The 15,848-nt window shown below is 59.8% G+C and carries 13 protein-coding genes, 4 tRNA genes and 1 riboswitch; of the genes, 15 read left to right on the top strand and 2 right to left on the bottom strand.

Annotation, left to right across the window (positions count from 1 at the left end; translation table 11 throughout):
- Positions 1-215 precede the first annotated feature (215 nt).
- The 7 genes from ACA074_RS20630 to astE all read left to right on the top strand — a co-directional run bounded on the left by ACA074_RS20630 (position 216) and on the right by astE (position 8,169).
- Positions 216-1,436 carry an aspartate aminotransferase family protein gene (locus ACA074_RS20630; RefSeq protein WP_187679282.1) on the top strand — a complete coding sequence of 407 codons (1,221 nt, stop codon included), beginning with the start codon at positions 216-218 and terminating at the stop codon, positions 1,434-1,436.
- 289 nt (positions 1,437-1,725) lie between these two features.
- The gene (gene aruF, locus ACA074_RS20625) at positions 1,726-2,745 is read left to right on the top strand and encodes an arginine/ornithine succinyltransferase subunit alpha (RefSeq protein ID WP_100847631.1); all 1,020 of its coding nucleotides are present in this window, start codon (positions 1,726-1,728) and stop codon (positions 2,743-2,745) included.
- Positions 2,746-2,796: 51 nt separating this feature from the next.
- Complete coding sequence (gene astA, locus ACA074_RS20620; RefSeq protein ID WP_187679281.1) at positions 2,797-3,822, top strand: arginine N-succinyltransferase; 1,026 nt, start codon at positions 2,797-2,799, stop codon at positions 3,820-3,822.
- On the top strand, positions 3,819-5,288 hold the full coding sequence (gene astD / locus ACA074_RS20615) for a succinylglutamate-semialdehyde dehydrogenase (protein ID WP_187679342.1): 1,470 nt from the start codon (positions 3,819-3,821) through the stop codon (positions 5,286-5,288). The genes astA and astD overlap by 4 nt, the downstream gene beginning before the upstream one ends.
- Positions 5,289-5,454: 166 nt before the next feature.
- Positions 5,455-6,801 carry an N-succinylarginine dihydrolase gene (astB, locus tag ACA074_RS20610; RefSeq protein WP_497677685.1) on the top strand — a complete coding sequence of 449 codons (1,347 nt, stop codon included), beginning with the start codon at positions 5,455-5,457 and terminating at the stop codon, positions 6,799-6,801.
- A gap of 57 nt (positions 6,802-6,858) precedes the next feature.
- Complete coding sequence (locus tag ACA074_RS20605) at positions 6,859-7,149, top strand: hypothetical protein (protein WP_016983958.1); 291 nt, start codon at positions 6,859-6,861, stop codon at positions 7,147-7,149.
- A 12-nt stretch (positions 7,150-7,161) separates the two neighbouring features.
- Positions 7,162-8,169 carry a succinylglutamate desuccinylase gene (gene astE, locus ACA074_RS20600; RefSeq protein WP_401272013.1) on the top strand — a complete coding sequence of 336 codons (1,008 nt, stop codon included), beginning with the start codon at positions 7,162-7,164 and terminating at the stop codon, positions 8,167-8,169.
- A 47-nt stretch (positions 8,170-8,216) separates the two neighbouring features.
- Here astE and ACA074_RS20595 read toward each other — a convergent pair whose 3' ends face one another.
- Positions 8,217-8,726: a 6,7-dimethyl-8-ribityllumazine synthase gene (locus ACA074_RS20595; RefSeq protein WP_401272014.1), complete on the bottom strand. Its 510-nt coding sequence runs from the start codon at positions 8,724-8,726 to the stop codon at positions 8,217-8,219.
- Positions 8,727-8,829: 103 nt separating this feature from the next.
- Positions 8,830-9,001, bottom strand: a riboswitch (FMN riboswitch).
- A 197-nt stretch (positions 9,002-9,198) separates the two neighbouring features.
- Here ACA074_RS20595 and ltaE point away from each other — a divergent pair.
- From ltaE to ACA074_RS20555, 8 genes are all read left to right on the top strand, one after another.
- A complete protein-coding gene (gene ltaE / locus ACA074_RS20590; RefSeq protein WP_497677684.1) occupies positions 9,199-10,203 on the top strand; it encodes a low-specificity L-threonine aldolase in 1,005 nt (334 codons plus the stop codon).
- Between the two features lie 146 nt (positions 10,204-10,349).
- The gene (gene alaS, locus ACA074_RS20585; protein ID WP_187679276.1) at positions 10,350-12,968 is read left to right on the top strand and encodes an alanine--tRNA ligase; all 2,619 of its coding nucleotides are present in this window, start codon (positions 10,350-10,352) and stop codon (positions 12,966-12,968) included.
- A gap of 91 nt (positions 12,969-13,059) precedes the next feature.
- Positions 13,060-14,301, top strand: coding sequence for an aspartate kinase (locus ACA074_RS20580; protein ID WP_007919332.1), 1,242 nt, complete (start codon positions 13,060-13,062; stop codon positions 14,299-14,301).
- A 186-nt stretch (positions 14,302-14,487) separates the two neighbouring features.
- On the top strand, positions 14,488-14,676 hold the full coding sequence (csrA, locus tag ACA074_RS20575; RefSeq protein ID WP_002554426.1) for a carbon storage regulator CsrA: 189 nt from the start codon (positions 14,488-14,490) through the stop codon (positions 14,674-14,676).
- Between the two features lie 62 nt (positions 14,677-14,738).
- Positions 14,739-14,829, top strand: a tRNA-Ser gene (locus tag ACA074_RS20570).
- A 107-nt stretch (positions 14,830-14,936) separates the two neighbouring features.
- Positions 14,937-15,013, top strand: a tRNA-Arg gene (locus tag ACA074_RS20565).
- 71 nt (positions 15,014-15,084) lie between these two features.
- Positions 15,085-15,161, top strand: a tRNA-Arg gene (locus tag ACA074_RS20560).
- A gap of 71 nt (positions 15,162-15,232) precedes the next feature.
- Positions 15,233-15,309, top strand: a tRNA-Arg gene (locus ACA074_RS20555).
- A gap of 19 nt (positions 15,310-15,328) precedes the next feature.
- Here the strand turns inward: ACA074_RS20555 and ACA074_RS20550 are convergent.
- Entirely contained in the window at positions 15,329-15,847 is a 519-nt protein-coding gene (locus tag ACA074_RS20550) for a cell envelope protein SmpA (protein WP_489878953.1), read from the bottom strand.
- Between the last annotated feature and the right edge of the window lies 1 nt (position 15,848).

Raw genomic sequence — 15,848 nt, 5'->3', positions numbered from 1 at the left:
GAGTTGATATCCTTGCCCGCCTGCCGCAAATCGGCAGCGCCGGTTTAAACTGCGCCTTTGCGACGCTATATGTCGCATTGCCGTAAACCCGGGAAAATCCGGGGTTTGCGCTATAAGAAGTTGTCGCTTGGCGGCAAGGCCGGGCTGAAAACTGTCCTTACAATCCCCCCATCGCTCGCCAGTTTCAGGCGGGTGGCCCTCATCAGGAGACTCCGATGTCCGTTGAGCACGCTGCGGTACAACGCGCCGATTTCGACCAGGTTATGGTTCCCAACTACGCGCCTGCCGCTTTCATTCCGGTGCGTGGCGCCGGTTCCCGCGTCTGGGATCAGGCCGGCCGCGAGCTGATCGACTTTGCTGGCGGCATCGCCGTCAACGTATTGGGCCACGCGCACCCGGCGCTGGTCGGTGCCTTGACCGAGCAAGCGAACAAGCTGTGGCACGTATCGAACGTGTTCACCAACGAGCCGGCCCTGCGTCTGGCGCACAAGCTGATCGACGCCACGTTCGCCGAGCGCGTGTTCTTCTGCAACTCCGGCGCCGAAGCCAACGAGGCCGCGTTCAAGCTGGCCCGTCGCGTCGCATTCGACCGTTTCGGCAGCGAGAAGTACGAAATCATCGCCGCGCTGAACAGCTTCCACGGCCGTACCCTGTTCACCGTTAACGTCGGTGGCCAGTCGAAGTACTCCGACGGTTTCGGCCCGAAAATCACCGGCATCACCCACGTTCCTTATAACGACCTGGCTGCGCTGAAAGCTGCGGTTTCCGACAAGACCTGTGCGGTCGTGCTGGAGCCGATCCAGGGCGAGGGCGGCGTACTGCCGGCCGAACTGGCTTACCTGCAAGGTGCCCGCGAACTGTGCGACGCAAACAACGCGCTGCTGGTGTTCGATGAAGTGCAGACCGGCATGGGCCGCAGCGGCAAGCTGTTCGCCTACCAGCATTACGGCGTGACTCCGGACATCCTGACCAGCGCCAAGAGCCTGGGCGGCGGTTTCCCGATCGCGGCGATGCTGACCACCGAAGCGCTGGCCAAACATCTGGTGGTCGGCACCCACGGCACCACTTACGGCGGCAACCCGCTGGCGTGCGCCGTCGCGGAAGCGGTGATCGACGTGATCAACACCCCTGAAGTGTTGAATGGCGTGAATGCCAAGCACGACAAGTTCAAAACGCGTCTGCAGCAGATCGGCGAGAAGTACGGCCTGTTCACTCAGGTGCGTGGCCTTGGTCTGCTGATCGGTTGCGTACTGAGCGATGCCTGGAAAGGCAAGGCCAAGGACATCTTCAACGCCGCTGAAAAAGAAGGCCTGATGATTCTGCAAGCCGGCCCGGACGTAATCCGTTTCGCCCCGAGCCTGGTGGTGGAAGACGCCGACATCGATGCCGGCCTGGACCGCTTCGAACGCGCTGCCGCAAAACTGACGCAAGCCTGATAGACCTTTCGACGCCTGAGCATTTCAGGCGTCGAAGCCAATTTTTGTTTCGGGCCAGATTGATTTGGGAGTGAGCCCCTGTGGCGAGGGGATTTATCCCCGTTGGGTGGCGCAGCCGCCCTAAATCCAGTCACCGCGCACGCAATTGTGCGGGGACGGGTTCAGGGGCGCTTCGCACCCCAACGGGGATAAATCCCCTCGCCACAAACAGCTTTTCCCCCTGTTTCCCCTGGGAAGTGGCCCGAGATTTTCATCTTCTGTGAATTGATAAGAGAAAAGGAGTGACACCATGCTGGTGATGCGCCCCGCGCAAATGGCTGATCTGGGCGAGGTACAGCGTCTGGCTGCGGACAGCCCGATTGGTGTCACTTCCTTGCCGGATGACGTGGAACGTCTGAGCGACAAGATCGCTGCGAGCGAAGCCTCGTTCGCCGCCGAAGTGAGCTTTAACGGTGAAGAGAGCTACTTCTTCGTCCTTGAAGACACCGCCACCGGCAAACTGGTCGGCTGCTCGGCCATCGTTGCCTCGGCGGGTTATTCGGAGCCGTTCTACAGCTTCCGCAACGAGACCTTCGTCCACGCTTCCCGCGAGCTGAAGATCCACAACAAGATCCACGTGCTTTCGCAATGCCACGACCTGACCGGCAACAGCTTGCTGACCAGTTTCTATGTGCAGCGCGAGTTGGTGGGTTCGCCTTGGTCGGAGCTCAACTCCCGTGGCCGTCTGCTGTTTGTCGCCAGCCACCCGGAGCGGTTCGCTGATTCGGTGGTGACCGAGATCGTCGGTTACAGCGACGAGAATGGCGACTCGCCGTTCTGGGACGCCATTGGTCGCAACTTCTTCGACCTCAACTACGCCGAGGCCGAGCGCCTGTGCGGGCTGAAAAGCCGTACGTTCCTCGCCGAGCTGATGCCGCATTACCCGATCTACGTGCCGCTGCTGCCGGATTCCGCTCAAGAAGCGATGGGCCAGGTGCACCCGCGTGCGCAGATCACCTTCGACATCCTGATGCGCGAAGGCTTTGAGACCGACCACTACATCGACATTTTCGACGGTGGCCCGACCCTGCATGCGCGTGTTTCGGGGATCCGTTCGATCGCCCAGAGCCGCGTGGTGCCAGTGAAGATCGGCGAGCCGGTCAAAGGTGCCGGGCGCCAGTATTTGGTGGCCAACGCCCAGTTGCAGGATTACCGCGCCGTGTTGCTTGAGCTGGACTACGCGCCGGGCAAACCGGTGACGCTGGATATGGAAGCGGCCGAAGCCTTGGGCGTCGGTGAAGGTGCCAGCGTGCGCCTGGTGGCGGTTTAACGCCTTAGCGAGTTTCACGGGTGGCGAAGGCGGCCCGTTTGAGGAGATAGCATGATTGTTCGTCCCGTACGCAGCAGCGATTTATCCGCGCTGATCGACCTGGCCCGCAGCACCGGCACCGGCCTGACCACATTGCCGGCCAACGAAGAGCGCCTGACCCATCGGGTCGGCTGGGCCGAGAAGACCTTTCGCGGCGAAGCCGGCCGTGGCGACGCGGACTACCTGTTCGTGCTCGAAGATGACAACGGCCGCGTGGTGGGGATTTCTGCCATTGCCGGCGCGGTCGGTCTGCGTGAGCCCTGGTACAACTTCCGTGTCGGCCTCACTGTCAGCGCTTCGCAAGAGCTGAACATCTATCGCGAGATCCCGACGCTGTTCCTCGCCAACGACCTGACCGGCAACTCCGAGCTGTGCTCGCTGTTTCTGCACGCCGATTACCGCACTGGCCTCAACGGCCGCATGCTGTCCAAGGCGCGGATGCTGTTCATCGCCGAGTTCCCGGAACTGTTCGGCAACAAGATCATCGCCGAGATGCGTGGTGTGTCGGATGAAGCCGGTCGCTCGCCGTTCTGGGAGAGTCTGGGCCGGCACTTCTTCAAGATGGAATTCAGCCAGGCTGATTACCTGACCGGTGTCGGCAACAAGGCCTTCATCGCTGAACTGATGCCGAAATTCCCGCTGTACACCTGCTTCCTGTCTCCGGACGCACGCAATGTCATCGGTCAGGTTCACCCGGACACCGAGCCGGCGCTGGCGATGCTCAAGAGTGAAGGTTTCAGCTATCAGGGCTACGTCGACATCTTCGACGCCGGTCCGGCCATCGAATGCGAAACCAGCAAGATCCGCGCTGTGCGTGACAGCGAAGCGCTGGTGCTGGCCGTGGGTACGCCGGGCGACGACGCCACGCCGTTCATCATCCATAACCGCAAGCGCGAAGACTGCCGCATCACTGCCGCGCCGGCACGTCTGGCCGCCGGCACTCTGGTGGTCGATCAACAGACCGCCAAACGTCTTCAACTCAACGCTGGTGATCAAGTGCGCGCCGTGGCGTTGTCCGCTGCTCGGGAGTCGAAATAATGAATTCGCTATACATCGCAGGTGAATGGCTGGCCGGTCAGGGCGAAGCTTTTCAATCGCTGAACCCGGTGACCCAGCAAGTGCTGTGGTCGGGGGAGGGCGCCACCGCTGCTCAGGTCGAGTCGGCCGTGCAGGCTGCCCGTCAGGCATTTCCGGGCTGGGCACGTCGTTCGCTGGAAGATCGCATCAGCGTTCTGGAAGCTTTCGCCGCCGCGCTGAAAAACCACGCCGACGAACTGGCCCGCACCATCGGTGAGGAAACCGGCAAGCCACTGTGGGAAGCCGCGACCGAAGTCACCAGCATGGTCAACAAGATCGCGATCTCGGTGCAGAGCTACCGCGAACGTACCGGCGAGAAGAGCGGCCCGCTGGGCGACGCCACCGCCGTGCTGCGCCACAAGCCCCACGGCGTGGTCGCGGTGTTCGGCCCTTACAACTTCCCGGGGCACTTGCCGAACGGCCACATCGTGCCGGCGCTGCTGGCCGGTAACAGCGTGTTGTTCAAACCAAGCGAGCTGACCCCGAAAGTCGCCGAGCTGACGGTCAAGTGCTGGATCGAAGCCGGTCTGCCGGCCGGCGTATTGAACCTGCTGCAAGGCGCTCGCGAAACTGGTATCGCGCTGGCCGCGAATCCGGGCATCGACGGTCTGTTCTTCACCGGTTCCAGCCGCACCGGCAATCATCTGCACCAGCAATTCGCCGGGCGCCCGGACAAGATTCTTGCGCTGGAAATGGGCGGCAACAACCCGCTGGTGGTCGATCAGGTCGCTGATCTGGATGCCGCGGTTTACACGATCATTCAGTCGGCGTTCATTTCTGCCGGCCAGCGCTGCACCTGCGCCCGTCGCTTGCTGGTGCCGCAAGGCGCGTGGGGCGACAGCCTGCTCAAGCGTCTGGTGGAAGTCAGCGCGACCATCGAGGTCGGTGCATTCGATCAGCAACCGGCACCGTTCATGGGGTCGGTGATTTCCCTCGGTGCGGCGAAAGCGCTGATGGATGCCCAGGAACATCTGCTGGCCAACGGCGCCGTGTCGCTGCTGGAGATGACTCAGCCGCAGGCGCAATCGGCGCTGCTGACTCCGGGCATTGTTGATGTGACGGCTGTGGCCGAGCGTCCGGACGAAGAACTGTTTGGCCCGTTGCTGCAAGTGATCCGCTACACCGATTTCGCTGCCGCGATCAGTGAGGCCAACGACACCGCTTACGGCTTGGCCGCGGGTCTGCTGTCCGATTCCGAAGATCGCTATCAGCAGTTCTGGCTGGAAAGCCGCGCCGGTATCGTCAACTGGAACAAACAACTGACCGGTGCTGCGAGCAGCGCACCGTTCGGCGGTGTCGGTGCCTCGGGCAACCATCGCGCCAGTGCCTACTACGCGGCGGATTACTGCGCGTACCCGGTGGCGTCGCTGGAAACACCGAGCCTGGTGTTGCCTGCCACCCTGACGCCTGGCGTGAAGATGGCGTGATATCCATTCGCGAGCAGGCTCGCTCCCACAGGATTTGTGTCGTACACAACATGTATGTCACCGCCAAACCTGTAGGAGTGAGCCTGCTCGCGAAGGCCGCACCTCGGTCGCACTGAACAGTTAGTTACTGAAGCCTATAACAACAGATTCTCGTGGAGCCTCGCTGATGAAATCCTATGAAGTCAATTTTGACGGTCTAGTGGGGCCGACCCATAACTACGGCGGTCTGTCCTACGGCAACGTGGCGTCCCAGAGCAACAGCCAGCAATCCTCGAATCCGAAGGAAGCCGCGCTGCAAGGCCTGGCGAAAATGAAAGCGCTGATGGAAATGGGCTTTCAGCAAGGTGTGCTGGCGCCACAGGAGCGTCCGGACGTGGCCGCTCTGCGCCGTCTGGGTTTCAGCGGCACCGATGCTCAAGTGATCGAGCGCGCCGCCAAAGAAGCCATGCCGTTGCTGGTTGCCAGTTGCTCGGCGTCGAGCATGTGGGTGGCCAACGCCGCCACGGTCAGCCCGAGTGCCGACACCGCTGACGGTCGGGTGCATTTCACTGCCGCCAACCTCAACTGCAAATATCACCGCAGTATCGAGCACCCGACCACCAGCCGTGTACTCGGCGCGATGTTCGCCAATCAGCAACACTTCGCCCATCACGCGGCATTGCCGGCGGTGGCGCAGTTCGGCGACGAAGGCGCGGCCAACCACACGCGTTTCTGCCGCGAGTACGGCGAGGCCGGTGTCGAGTTCTTCGTGTTCGGTCGCAGTGCTTTCGACAATCGTTTCCCGGCACCGCAAAAGTACCCGGCCCGTCAGACCCTCGAAGCCTCGCAAGCGGTTGCGCGTCTGCACGGTCTGCGTGAAGAAGGCGTGGTTTACGCCCAGCAAAACCCCAACGTGATCGATCAGGGCGTGTTCCACAACGATGTGATCGCGGTGGGCAACGGCGAGGCGCTGTTCTATCACGAGGACGCGTTCCTCAACACCGAGCAGATGCTGGCCGAGTTGCAAGGCAAACTGGCCAAGGTCGGCGGCAACTTCCAGTCGATCTGCGTGCCGCGTTCGGCGGTCACCGTGGATGACGCGGTGCGTTCGTACCTGTTCAACAGCCAGTTGCTGTCGCGCCCTGATGGCTCGATGCTGTTGATCGTGCCGCAAGAGTGCCAGGCCAACGAGCGCGTGTGGGCCTACCTGCAAAGCCTGACCAGCTCCGGCGGTCTGATCCGTGAAGTGAAAGTCTTCGACCTCAAGCAAAGCATGCAGAACGGTGGTGGCCCGGCGTGCCTGCGTCTACGCGTCGCGCTCAATGAAACTGAACTGGCGGCGGTCAACCCAGGCGTTATCATGACGGCCCCGTTGTACGGTTCGTTGACCGCATGGGTTGAAAAGCACTACCGCGACCGTCTGAGCGAAACCGATCTGGCGGACCCGCAGTTGCTGCTTGAATGCCGGACGGCACTGGATGAACTGACGCAAATCCTTAAACTGGGCGCGGTTTATCCATTCCAGATCAATTGATGGCCGGCGCGTCGCCTGAACGCGGCGCGCGGTTTATCTCCCCAAGAGAGTAAAAACATGAGCGATTCCCTGCAGCTGATCCTTGAAGACACCGACGGCACGCAACTGCAAACCTCGTGCACCCGCGTCGCGGTCATGTGGCAAGGCAAAGAGCTGTGGATCCAGCAGGACGGCCGTGGCCAACTGCTGATCGGCGTGGACGTCGAAGAAGGCGACGCCGAGTACGCCAACCTGCTGCTGCGCCCATTGGCGACTAATCTGGTAAGTCTGCAACTGGAAATGGAACCGGCTGACGTCGGCGACGACGAAGACCACGTGCACGGCCCGGATTGCAACCACGACCACTAAGGAAACCGCTCTATGCTCGCCCTCGGCAAACTGCTTGAACTGACCCTCGCCGGCCGCGAACCGGCGGAGAAGACTCAACTGACTGTCGAAGGCGTGCGGATGCGCTGGTTGAGCGAAGGTGCGCTGGAAGTCCGGCCACCGGAAGCACGCGACAATGGCCTGGATCTACTGCTGTCGGCGGGGATCCATGGCAACGAAACAGCGCCGATCGAGTTGCTTGACCGGCTGCTGCACGACATCGCACGCGGCGATTTGAAACCGCGCGCACGCATTCTGTTCCTGTTCGGCAACCCGGAAGCGATTCGCAAGGGTGAGCGCTTCGTCGAGCAGGACGTCAATCGGCTGTTCAACGGCCGTCATGAACAAACCAGCGGTTCTGAGGCCATACGCGCCTGTGAGCTGGAACGACTGGCGGCGAGCTTCTTCAGCCTGCCGGATCGTCAGCGACTTCACTATGACCTGCATACGGCCATTCGCGGTTCGAAGATCGAGCAGTTCGCTTTGTACCCGTGGAAGGAAGGTCGCCAGCATTCCCGCCGCGAACTGGCACGCCTGCGTGCGGCCGGCATGGAGGCGGTGCTGTTGCAGAACAAACCGTCGATCGTGTTCAGCTCATACACCTACGACAAGCTCGATGCCGAGGCCTTCACGCTGGAACTGGGCAAGGCGCGACCGTTCGGGCAAAACGACGGGGTCAATGTGTCGCTGCTGGAAACCCGCCTGAAGCAGATCATCGAAGGCAACGAACCGGCCGCCGAGGAGGGCCTGGACGGTTTGCAACTGTTCAGCGTCGCGCGGGAAATCATCAAGCACAGCGATGCGTTCCGCCTGAACCTGCCGCAGGACATCGAAAACTTTTCCGAGCTGGAAGTGGGTTATGTGCTGGCCGAAGATCTGGCCAATACCCGCTGGATCATCGAGGAAGAGGGCGCGCGGATCATCTTCCCCAATCCCAAGGTCAAGAATGGCCTGCGGGCGGGCATCCTGATCGTCCCGGCCACCGACGAAAACCTGGCCTGATGTGATGATCGTTCCCACGCAGAGCGTGGGAACGCCTCAATGGAGGGTCAGACCGCTACTGCACGCGGCTCTGTGCGACGCAACGCACGAACCTTCTGCAACGTATCCGCGCAAGTCTTCGCCGCTTCCTGGCCCTTGTGCACAAAGTGCTCCAAGAAGAACTTCTGATGTTCTTCACCGGCATGGAAGTGATGCGGGGTCAGGGACACCGAGAACACCGGTACTTCGGTTTCCAGCTGAACCTGCATCAGGCCGCTGACCACCGACTGGGCGACGAACTCGTGACGATAGATGCCGCCGTCCACTACCAGGGCTGCCGCGACGATACCGGCATAACGACCGGTCTTGGCCAGTAGCTTGGCATGCAAGGGCATTTCAAAGGCGCCGCCGACTTCGAAAAAGTCGATGTCCGATTCCTGATAACCCTGAACGAGCATTTCAGCGACGAAGCCTTTACGGCTCTGGTCGACGATTTCCTTGTGCCAGCAAGCCTGGATGAACGCGACGCGCTCGCCGTGAGGGTGTTTGGTTTTGCTATCGAAAGCGGTGGGTTGCATGTTCTGACTCCTGTTTGTGTGAAAAACAGGGCGTTATGAATCGAATGGGATTCAAGGGTGCGCACGCTCGCACGAATGCACGCGGACGGCCCTTTAGCGTCAATCCCGTTCTCTCTTCATCCGGACTATGACCGTCGGCCCCGGAATCACACCGGGTCTGCTGACCTTGCCGCCATCCACCGCCGAAGCCGTGGCCGCCGCCAAGCGCTCGCGGGCTATGCGCATTGCGCGCAATTACCGCCGGTGGGGAATTGCACCCCGCCCTGAGAACGTTTTGCCGCCCTTTTGTGGGCGGCGCAGCGTTTTTAACACAGATTCTGTGTCTGCGCATTGCGCCTTTGCGATGATTGCTATCGAGTTTTTTGAACGCTCTTTGGGTGTTTTCCTGCGCCAAGGGTTGATTAATCGGTGCGATGACCGCAGTAATTCACCTCCACAAAGGGATTTCCCCTGCTGACTTGAGGCCAGGTTCATGAGCGTTATCGATCTTCGCAGCGACACCGTCACTCAACCGACTCCCGCCATGCTCGACGCGATGACTGCGGCGGACACCGGTGATGACGTGTACGGCGAAGATCCGACGGTCAATCGTCTGGAGGCCGAATTGGCGAAACGGCTGGGTTTCGCCGCTGCGCTGTTTGTGCCGACCGGCACCATGAGCAACTTGCTCGGCTTGATGGCGCATTGTGAGCGCGGTGACGAATACATCGTTGGTCAACAGGCGCACACCTATAAGTACGAGGGCGGTGGCGCGGCGGTGCTCGGTTCGATCCAGCCACAGCCGCTGGAGGTGCAGGCCGATGGCTCGCTGGATCTGGATCAGGTCGCCGCCGCGATCAAACCCGATGACTTCCACTTCGCCCGGACGCGATTGCTGGCGCTGGAAAACACCATGCAAGGCAAAGTGCTGCCGCTGGAGTATCTGGCGCGGGCGCGCAAGTTCACGCAGGACAATGGCTTGCAACTGCACCTGGACGGCGCGCGGTTGTACAACGCAGCCGTCAAGCTGGGCGTTGATGCCCGGCAAATCACTCAGCACTTCGATTCGGTGTCGGTGTGCCTGTCCAAGGGCCTTGGCGCGCCGGTCGGCTCGGTGTTGTGCGGATCGGTCGAGTTGATCGGCAAGGCGCGTCGCCTGCGCAAGATGGTCGGCGGCGGCATGCGTCAGGCCGGATTGCTCGCTGCGGCGGGGCTGTACGCGCTGGATCACAACGTCGAGCGCCTGGCCGATGACCACGCCAACGCGCAATTGCTCGCCGAAGGCCTGCGTGACGCCGGTTTCACTGTCGAACCCGTGCAGACCAATATGGTTTACGTGCAGATGGGCGACAAGGCCGAGGCGCTCAAGGCGTTCGCCGCCGAGCGCGGGATCAAATTGAGCGCTGCCGCGCGTCTGCGCATGGTCACGCACATGGACGTCAATCGCTCGCAAATCGAGCAAGTGATCGCGACATTCGTCGAGTTTTCGCGCAAGTGACAGCGTTAGCCGTCCAATTGACCGTTTCTATCGTATAAACACGCTGTACCCCGCGCGCTGGGCCGATATAATGCGGCCCTTTGCCGTCGCTTCGTCTGTTGACGTTTCGCACAGGCCTTTGGCCGCAGCCTCCGTGGAAGAACCTAATGAAAAGCGCAGAAATCCGTGAAGCCTTCCTTCGCTTCTTCGAAGAGCAAGGCCACACCCGTGTAGCCTCCAGCTCTTTGATTCCGGGCAACGACCCAACCCTGCTGTTCACCAACGCGGGGATGAACCAGTTCAAGGACTGCTTCCTGGGCCAGGAAAAACGTGCGTACACCCGTGCGACCAGCAGCCAGAAATGCGTGCGTGCCGGTGGCAAGAACAGCGACCTGGAAAACGTCGGTTATACCGCTCGTCACCACACGTTCTTCGAAATGCTCGGTAACTTCAGCTTCGGTGACTATTTCAAGCACGACGCGATTACCTTCGCCTGGACCTTCCTGACCGGCGTTCTGAAACTGCCGAAGGAAAAACTCTGGGTCACCGTCTACGCCTCCGACGACGAAGCGTATGACATCTGGACCAAGCAAATCGGTGTGCCAGTCGAGCGCATGATCCGCATCGGCGACAACAAAGGCGCGCCTTACGCCTCCGACAACTTCTGGACCATGGGCGATACCGGCCCTTGCGGCCCGTGCACCGAGATTTTCTACGATCACGGCGACCACATCTGGGGCGGCCCACCGGGTTCGCCGGAAGAAGACGGCGACCGTTACATCGAGATCTGGAACAACGTGTTCATGCAGTTCAACCGCACCGCCGATGGCGTGTTGCATCCGTTGCCAGCGCCGTCGGTGGATACCGGCATGGGCCTGGAACGGATCAGTGCGGTGATGCAGCACGTCAATTCCAACTATGACATCGACCTGTTCAAGAACCTGTTGAAAGCTTCGGCTGAGGCAATCGGCTGCGAAAATGGCGATCAGTCTTCGCTGAAGGTTGTTTCCGACCACATTCGTTCGTGCGGTTTCCTCATCGCCGACGGCGTGCTGCCGTCCAACGAAGGTCGTGGTTACGTGCTGCGCCGGATCATTCGTCGCGCCTGCCGTCACGGCAACAAGCTCGGCGCCACCGGCAGCTTTTTCTACAAGATCGTTGCGGCGCTGGTCGCCGAGATGGGCGAAGCGTTCCCGGAGCTGAAGAAGCAGCAGAGCAACATCGAGCGCGTACTTAAAGCCGAAGAAGAGCAGTTCTCCAAGACCCTGGAGCACGGTCTGAAGATTCTCGAGCAGGATCTGGCCGAACTCAAAGGCACTGTGGTGCCGGGCGACGTCGTGTTCAAACTCTACGACACCTACGGTTTCCCGATGGACCTGACCGCGGACATCGCCCGCGAGCGCAGCCTGACCGTCGACGAAGCCGGTTTCGAGCGTGAGATGGAAGCCCAGCGAGTGCGCGCACGTTCGGCCAGCTCGTTCGGTCTGGACTACAACACGCTGGTCAAGGTTGATGTGGCCACCGAGTTCACTGGCTACAAAGACACCAGCGGTTCGGCAAAAATTGTCGCTATTTATAAAGATGGCCAGTCGGTTGATGTCTTGAATGAAGGCGAAGAGGCGGTGATCGTTCTGAACCAGACGCCGTTCTACGCTGAATCCGGCGGCCAGATTGGCGACTGCGGTTTCCTGCAGGCGGGCAACGCGCGTTTCGACGTACGTGACACCACCAAAACCGGTGGCGCATTCCTGCACCACGGTGTGCTGGATTCGGGCAGCCTGACCATCGGTGCTCCAGTGGAAACCCACGTGGATGCCGAGGTGCGTCACGCGACTTCGCTGAACCACTCGGCCACTCACTTGCTGCATGCCGCATTGCGTCAGGTACTGGGCGAGCACGTTCAGCAGAAAGGTTCGTTGGTCGACAGTCAGCGTCTGCGTTTCGACTTCAGCCACTTTGAAGCGATCAAGCCTGAACAAATCAAAGCGCTGGAAGATATCGTCAACGCCGAGATTCGCAAGAACTCTGCCGTTGAAACCGAAGAAACCGACATCGAAACCGCCAAGAACAAAGGCGCCATGGCGCTGTTCGGCGAGAAGTACGGCGACAACGTGCGCGTGCTGAGCATGGGCGGCGATTTCTCCGTCGAGCTGTGCGGCGGTATCCACGCCAACCGTACTGGCGACATCGGCCTGCTGAAAATCATCAGCGAAGGCGGTGTGGCATCGGGCGTGCGTCGTATCGAGGCAGTCACCGGTGCCGCGGCACTGGCCTACTTGAACGCGGCAGAAGAACAACTCAAGGAAGCGGCCAGCCTGGTCAAGGGCAGTCGCGACAACCTGATCGACAAGCTGTCGGCAGTGCTCGAGCGCAACCGTGCGCTGGAAAAGCAACTCGAGCAGTTGCAGGCCAAGGCTGCAAGCGCCGCGGGCGACGATCTGTCGAGCTCGGCGCTGGACGTCAAAGGCGTGAAGGTTCTGGCCGCACGTCTGGATGGTCAGGACGCCAAGGCGCTGCTGGCGCTGGTCGATCAGTTGAAAAACAAACTCGGCCGCGCAGTGATCCTGCTCGGCAGTGTCCATGAGGAAAAGGTCGTTCTGGTTGCAGGCGTAACCAAAGACCTGACTGGCCAACTCAAAGCCGGTGATTTGATGAAACAGGCTGCTGCGGCAGTGGGCGGGAAGGGCGGTGGTCGTCCGGACATGGCGCAGGGCGGCGGTGTCGACGCCGGCGCGCTGGATGGCGCACTGGCGCTGACCGTTCCATTCGTCGAGCAAGCTTTATAAGGCGGCGCGCCGGGCCCGCAGTCTAGTGGCGGGCCCGACGGCTGTTTGAGTGATTATTTGGGCGCCCTTCATGGGCAGAGGCGGCTTTGAAATGGCTTTGATCGTACAGAAATTTGGAGGCACCTCGGTCGGCACTGTCGAGAGAATCGAGCAGGTCGCCGACAAGGTTAAGAAATTCCGCGATGCCGGCGATGACCTGGTGGTCGTGCTGTCTGCAATGAGCGGTGAAACCAACCGTCTGATCGATCTGGCCAAGCAAATCAGTGGCGACACTCAACCGGTTCCGCGTGAACTGGACGTGATCGTTTCCACCGGTGAGCAGGTGACGATTGCCCTGTTGGCCATGGCGCTGATCAAGCGCGGTGTGCCGGCGGTGTCGTACACCGGTAATCAGGTGCGGATCCTGACGGACAGTGCGCACAATAAAGCGCGTATCTTGCAGATTGATGACCAGAAGATCCGTGGTGATCTGAAGGCCGGTCGCGTTGTGGTAGTCGCCGGTTTCCAGGGCGTCGACGAGCACGGCAACATCACCACGCTGGGTCGTGGCGGTTCCGACACTACCGGTGTGGCACTCGCTGCTGCGCTGAAAGCTGACGAATGCCAGATCTACACTGACGTCGATGGTGTCTATACCACCGACCCGCGTGTGGTGCCGGTCGCTCAGCGTCTGGACAAGATTACCTTCGAAGAGATGCTGGAAATGGCCAGCCTCGGCTCCAAGGTGTTGCAGATCCGTGCGGTGGAATTCGCCGGCAAGTACAACGTTCCGCTGCGCGTACTGCACAGCTTCAAGGAGGGTCCGGGCACCCTCATTACTATTGATGAAGAGGAAACCATGGAACAGCCGATCATTTCCGGCATCGCTTTCAACCGCGATGAAGCCAAGCTGACCATCCGTGGCGTGCCAGACACCCCGGGTGTGGCGTTCAAGATTCTCGGCCCGATCAGTGCCGCGAACATCGAAGTCGACATGATCGTGCAGAACGTTGCGCACGATAACACCACCGACTTCACCTTCACCGTGCACCGCAACGACTACCAGGCCGCACAGACCGTGCTGGAAAACACTGCTCGCGAGATCGGTGCCCGTGAAGTGGTTGGCGACACCAAGATTGCCAAGGTCTCGATCGTCGGCGTCGGCATGCGTTCCCACGCAGGCGTGGCCAGCCGCATGTTCGAATCCCTGGCCAAGGAAAGCATCAACATTCAGATGATCTCGACCTCGGAAATCAAGGTTTCCGTGGTGATCGAAGAGAAGTACCTGGAACTGGCCGTGCGCGCTCTGCACACGGCTTTCGAACTGGATGCTCCGGCCCGTCAGGGCGAGTAATTCGGTTTCTTGAAGGGCGCGGTCTGACCGCGCCCTTTATTTTTGAATGGCGCGAGCCCTGAACTGTTCTTTTGCTCGCGCTGGTCAATACTCAGGCATGTAGGGCTACGATCGCTCCGGTTGTAGGTCGGGTGCCTTTTTTTTGCAGACTGTTGTCCCTGAAATGAAATGCGTGAGGAGAAAGGTATGCTGATTCTGACTCGTCGGTGCGCAGAAAGCCTGATTATCGGTGATGGCGAAATCACCGTGACCGTGCTCGGCGTTAAAGGAAATCAAGTGCGTATCGGCGTCAATGCCCCGAAAGAGGTTGCCGTGCACCGTGAGGAAATTTACCTGCGTATAAAGAAAGAGAAGGACGAAGAACCAAGCCATTAATTTTTATCGTTTTTTATGTTTGCAAACGGGGAAAAGGTTGGTTAAGATACGCCCCGTGTTGCGGAGAGCTGGCCGAGTGGCCGAAGGCGCTCCCCTGCTAAGGGAGTACACCTCAAAAGGGTGTCGGGGGTTCGAATCCCCCGTTCTCCGCCATTATTTGCTTAGTACGTCGTAATCTGGCTTTTTCGGTAAGTTCTTGAATTTACTAGAAAAAGTGGTTGGAATAGAGATTAGACGGGCTATAATGCGGCGCAACAAATGCACTCGTAGCTCAGCTGGATAGAGTACTCGGCTACGAACCGAGCGGTCACAGGTTCGAATCCTGTCGAGTGCACCATTTAAGAGTTACTTATAGCAATATAAGTGGCTTTGCTTTAGCCAGTTGTGATCTGGTTTAAAAACACAAATGCACTCGTAGCTCAGCTGGATAGAGTACTCGGCTACGAACCGAGCGGTCACAGGTTCGAATCCTGTCGAGTGCACCATTTAAGAGTTAGTTGCAGCAATGCAGGTAGCTTTGCTTCAGCCAGTTGTGATCTGGTCTAAAAACACAAATGCACTCGTAGCTCAGCTGGATAGAGTACTCGGCTACGAACCGAGCGGTCACAGGTTCGAATCCTGTCGAGTGCACCATATACCAAGAAGCCCGCGTTTAACGCGGGCTTTTTGCTGTCCGGGTTTTGGCTTTTCCTTTCACGCATCCCTTCTCGTCGAAATCGACTTGGGCACTACGGCCGCGCTTGAGGTCGTATCGATAGCTCGTCGTCGAAGTCCGGATATTCACCTTGTCCGGCTTGCCCAGCGCGCTTTCAACATCCTGCTGGCTCATGCCGGCGATCACGCGTTGATTGATGATTGCCTCGCGGCGTTGTCTGGCGTCGATCAGGTTGCCGCATTTGTCTTCTACTCCGCCCACAAGGCCTGGTTCTGCGCTTCTGATTTTCATACCGGATATTTCTTCGTGGTTGTGTTCCGGCATGATTGCCACAACCGATCCGGGCAAATAGGGGTGTACTTCCTGCACTGAAAGTTGCTCGCCGAGCGCACAGCTCATGCTGGTAAACGTTATGCCGCCATCGGGCGCTTCGCAACGATGAAGGCTGGTCGCAGCCCCGGCGGGCGGCAGGCAAAGCAGGCTGGTGAGTAAAAAACGAGTGGTTTTTGATGGCATT

The sequence above is a fragment of the Pseudomonas sp. LBUM1655 genome (genome assembly GCF_059716085.1).
Note: the sequence above shows the minus strand (reverse complement) of the source record. Positions and strands in the feature narration are given on the sequence as shown.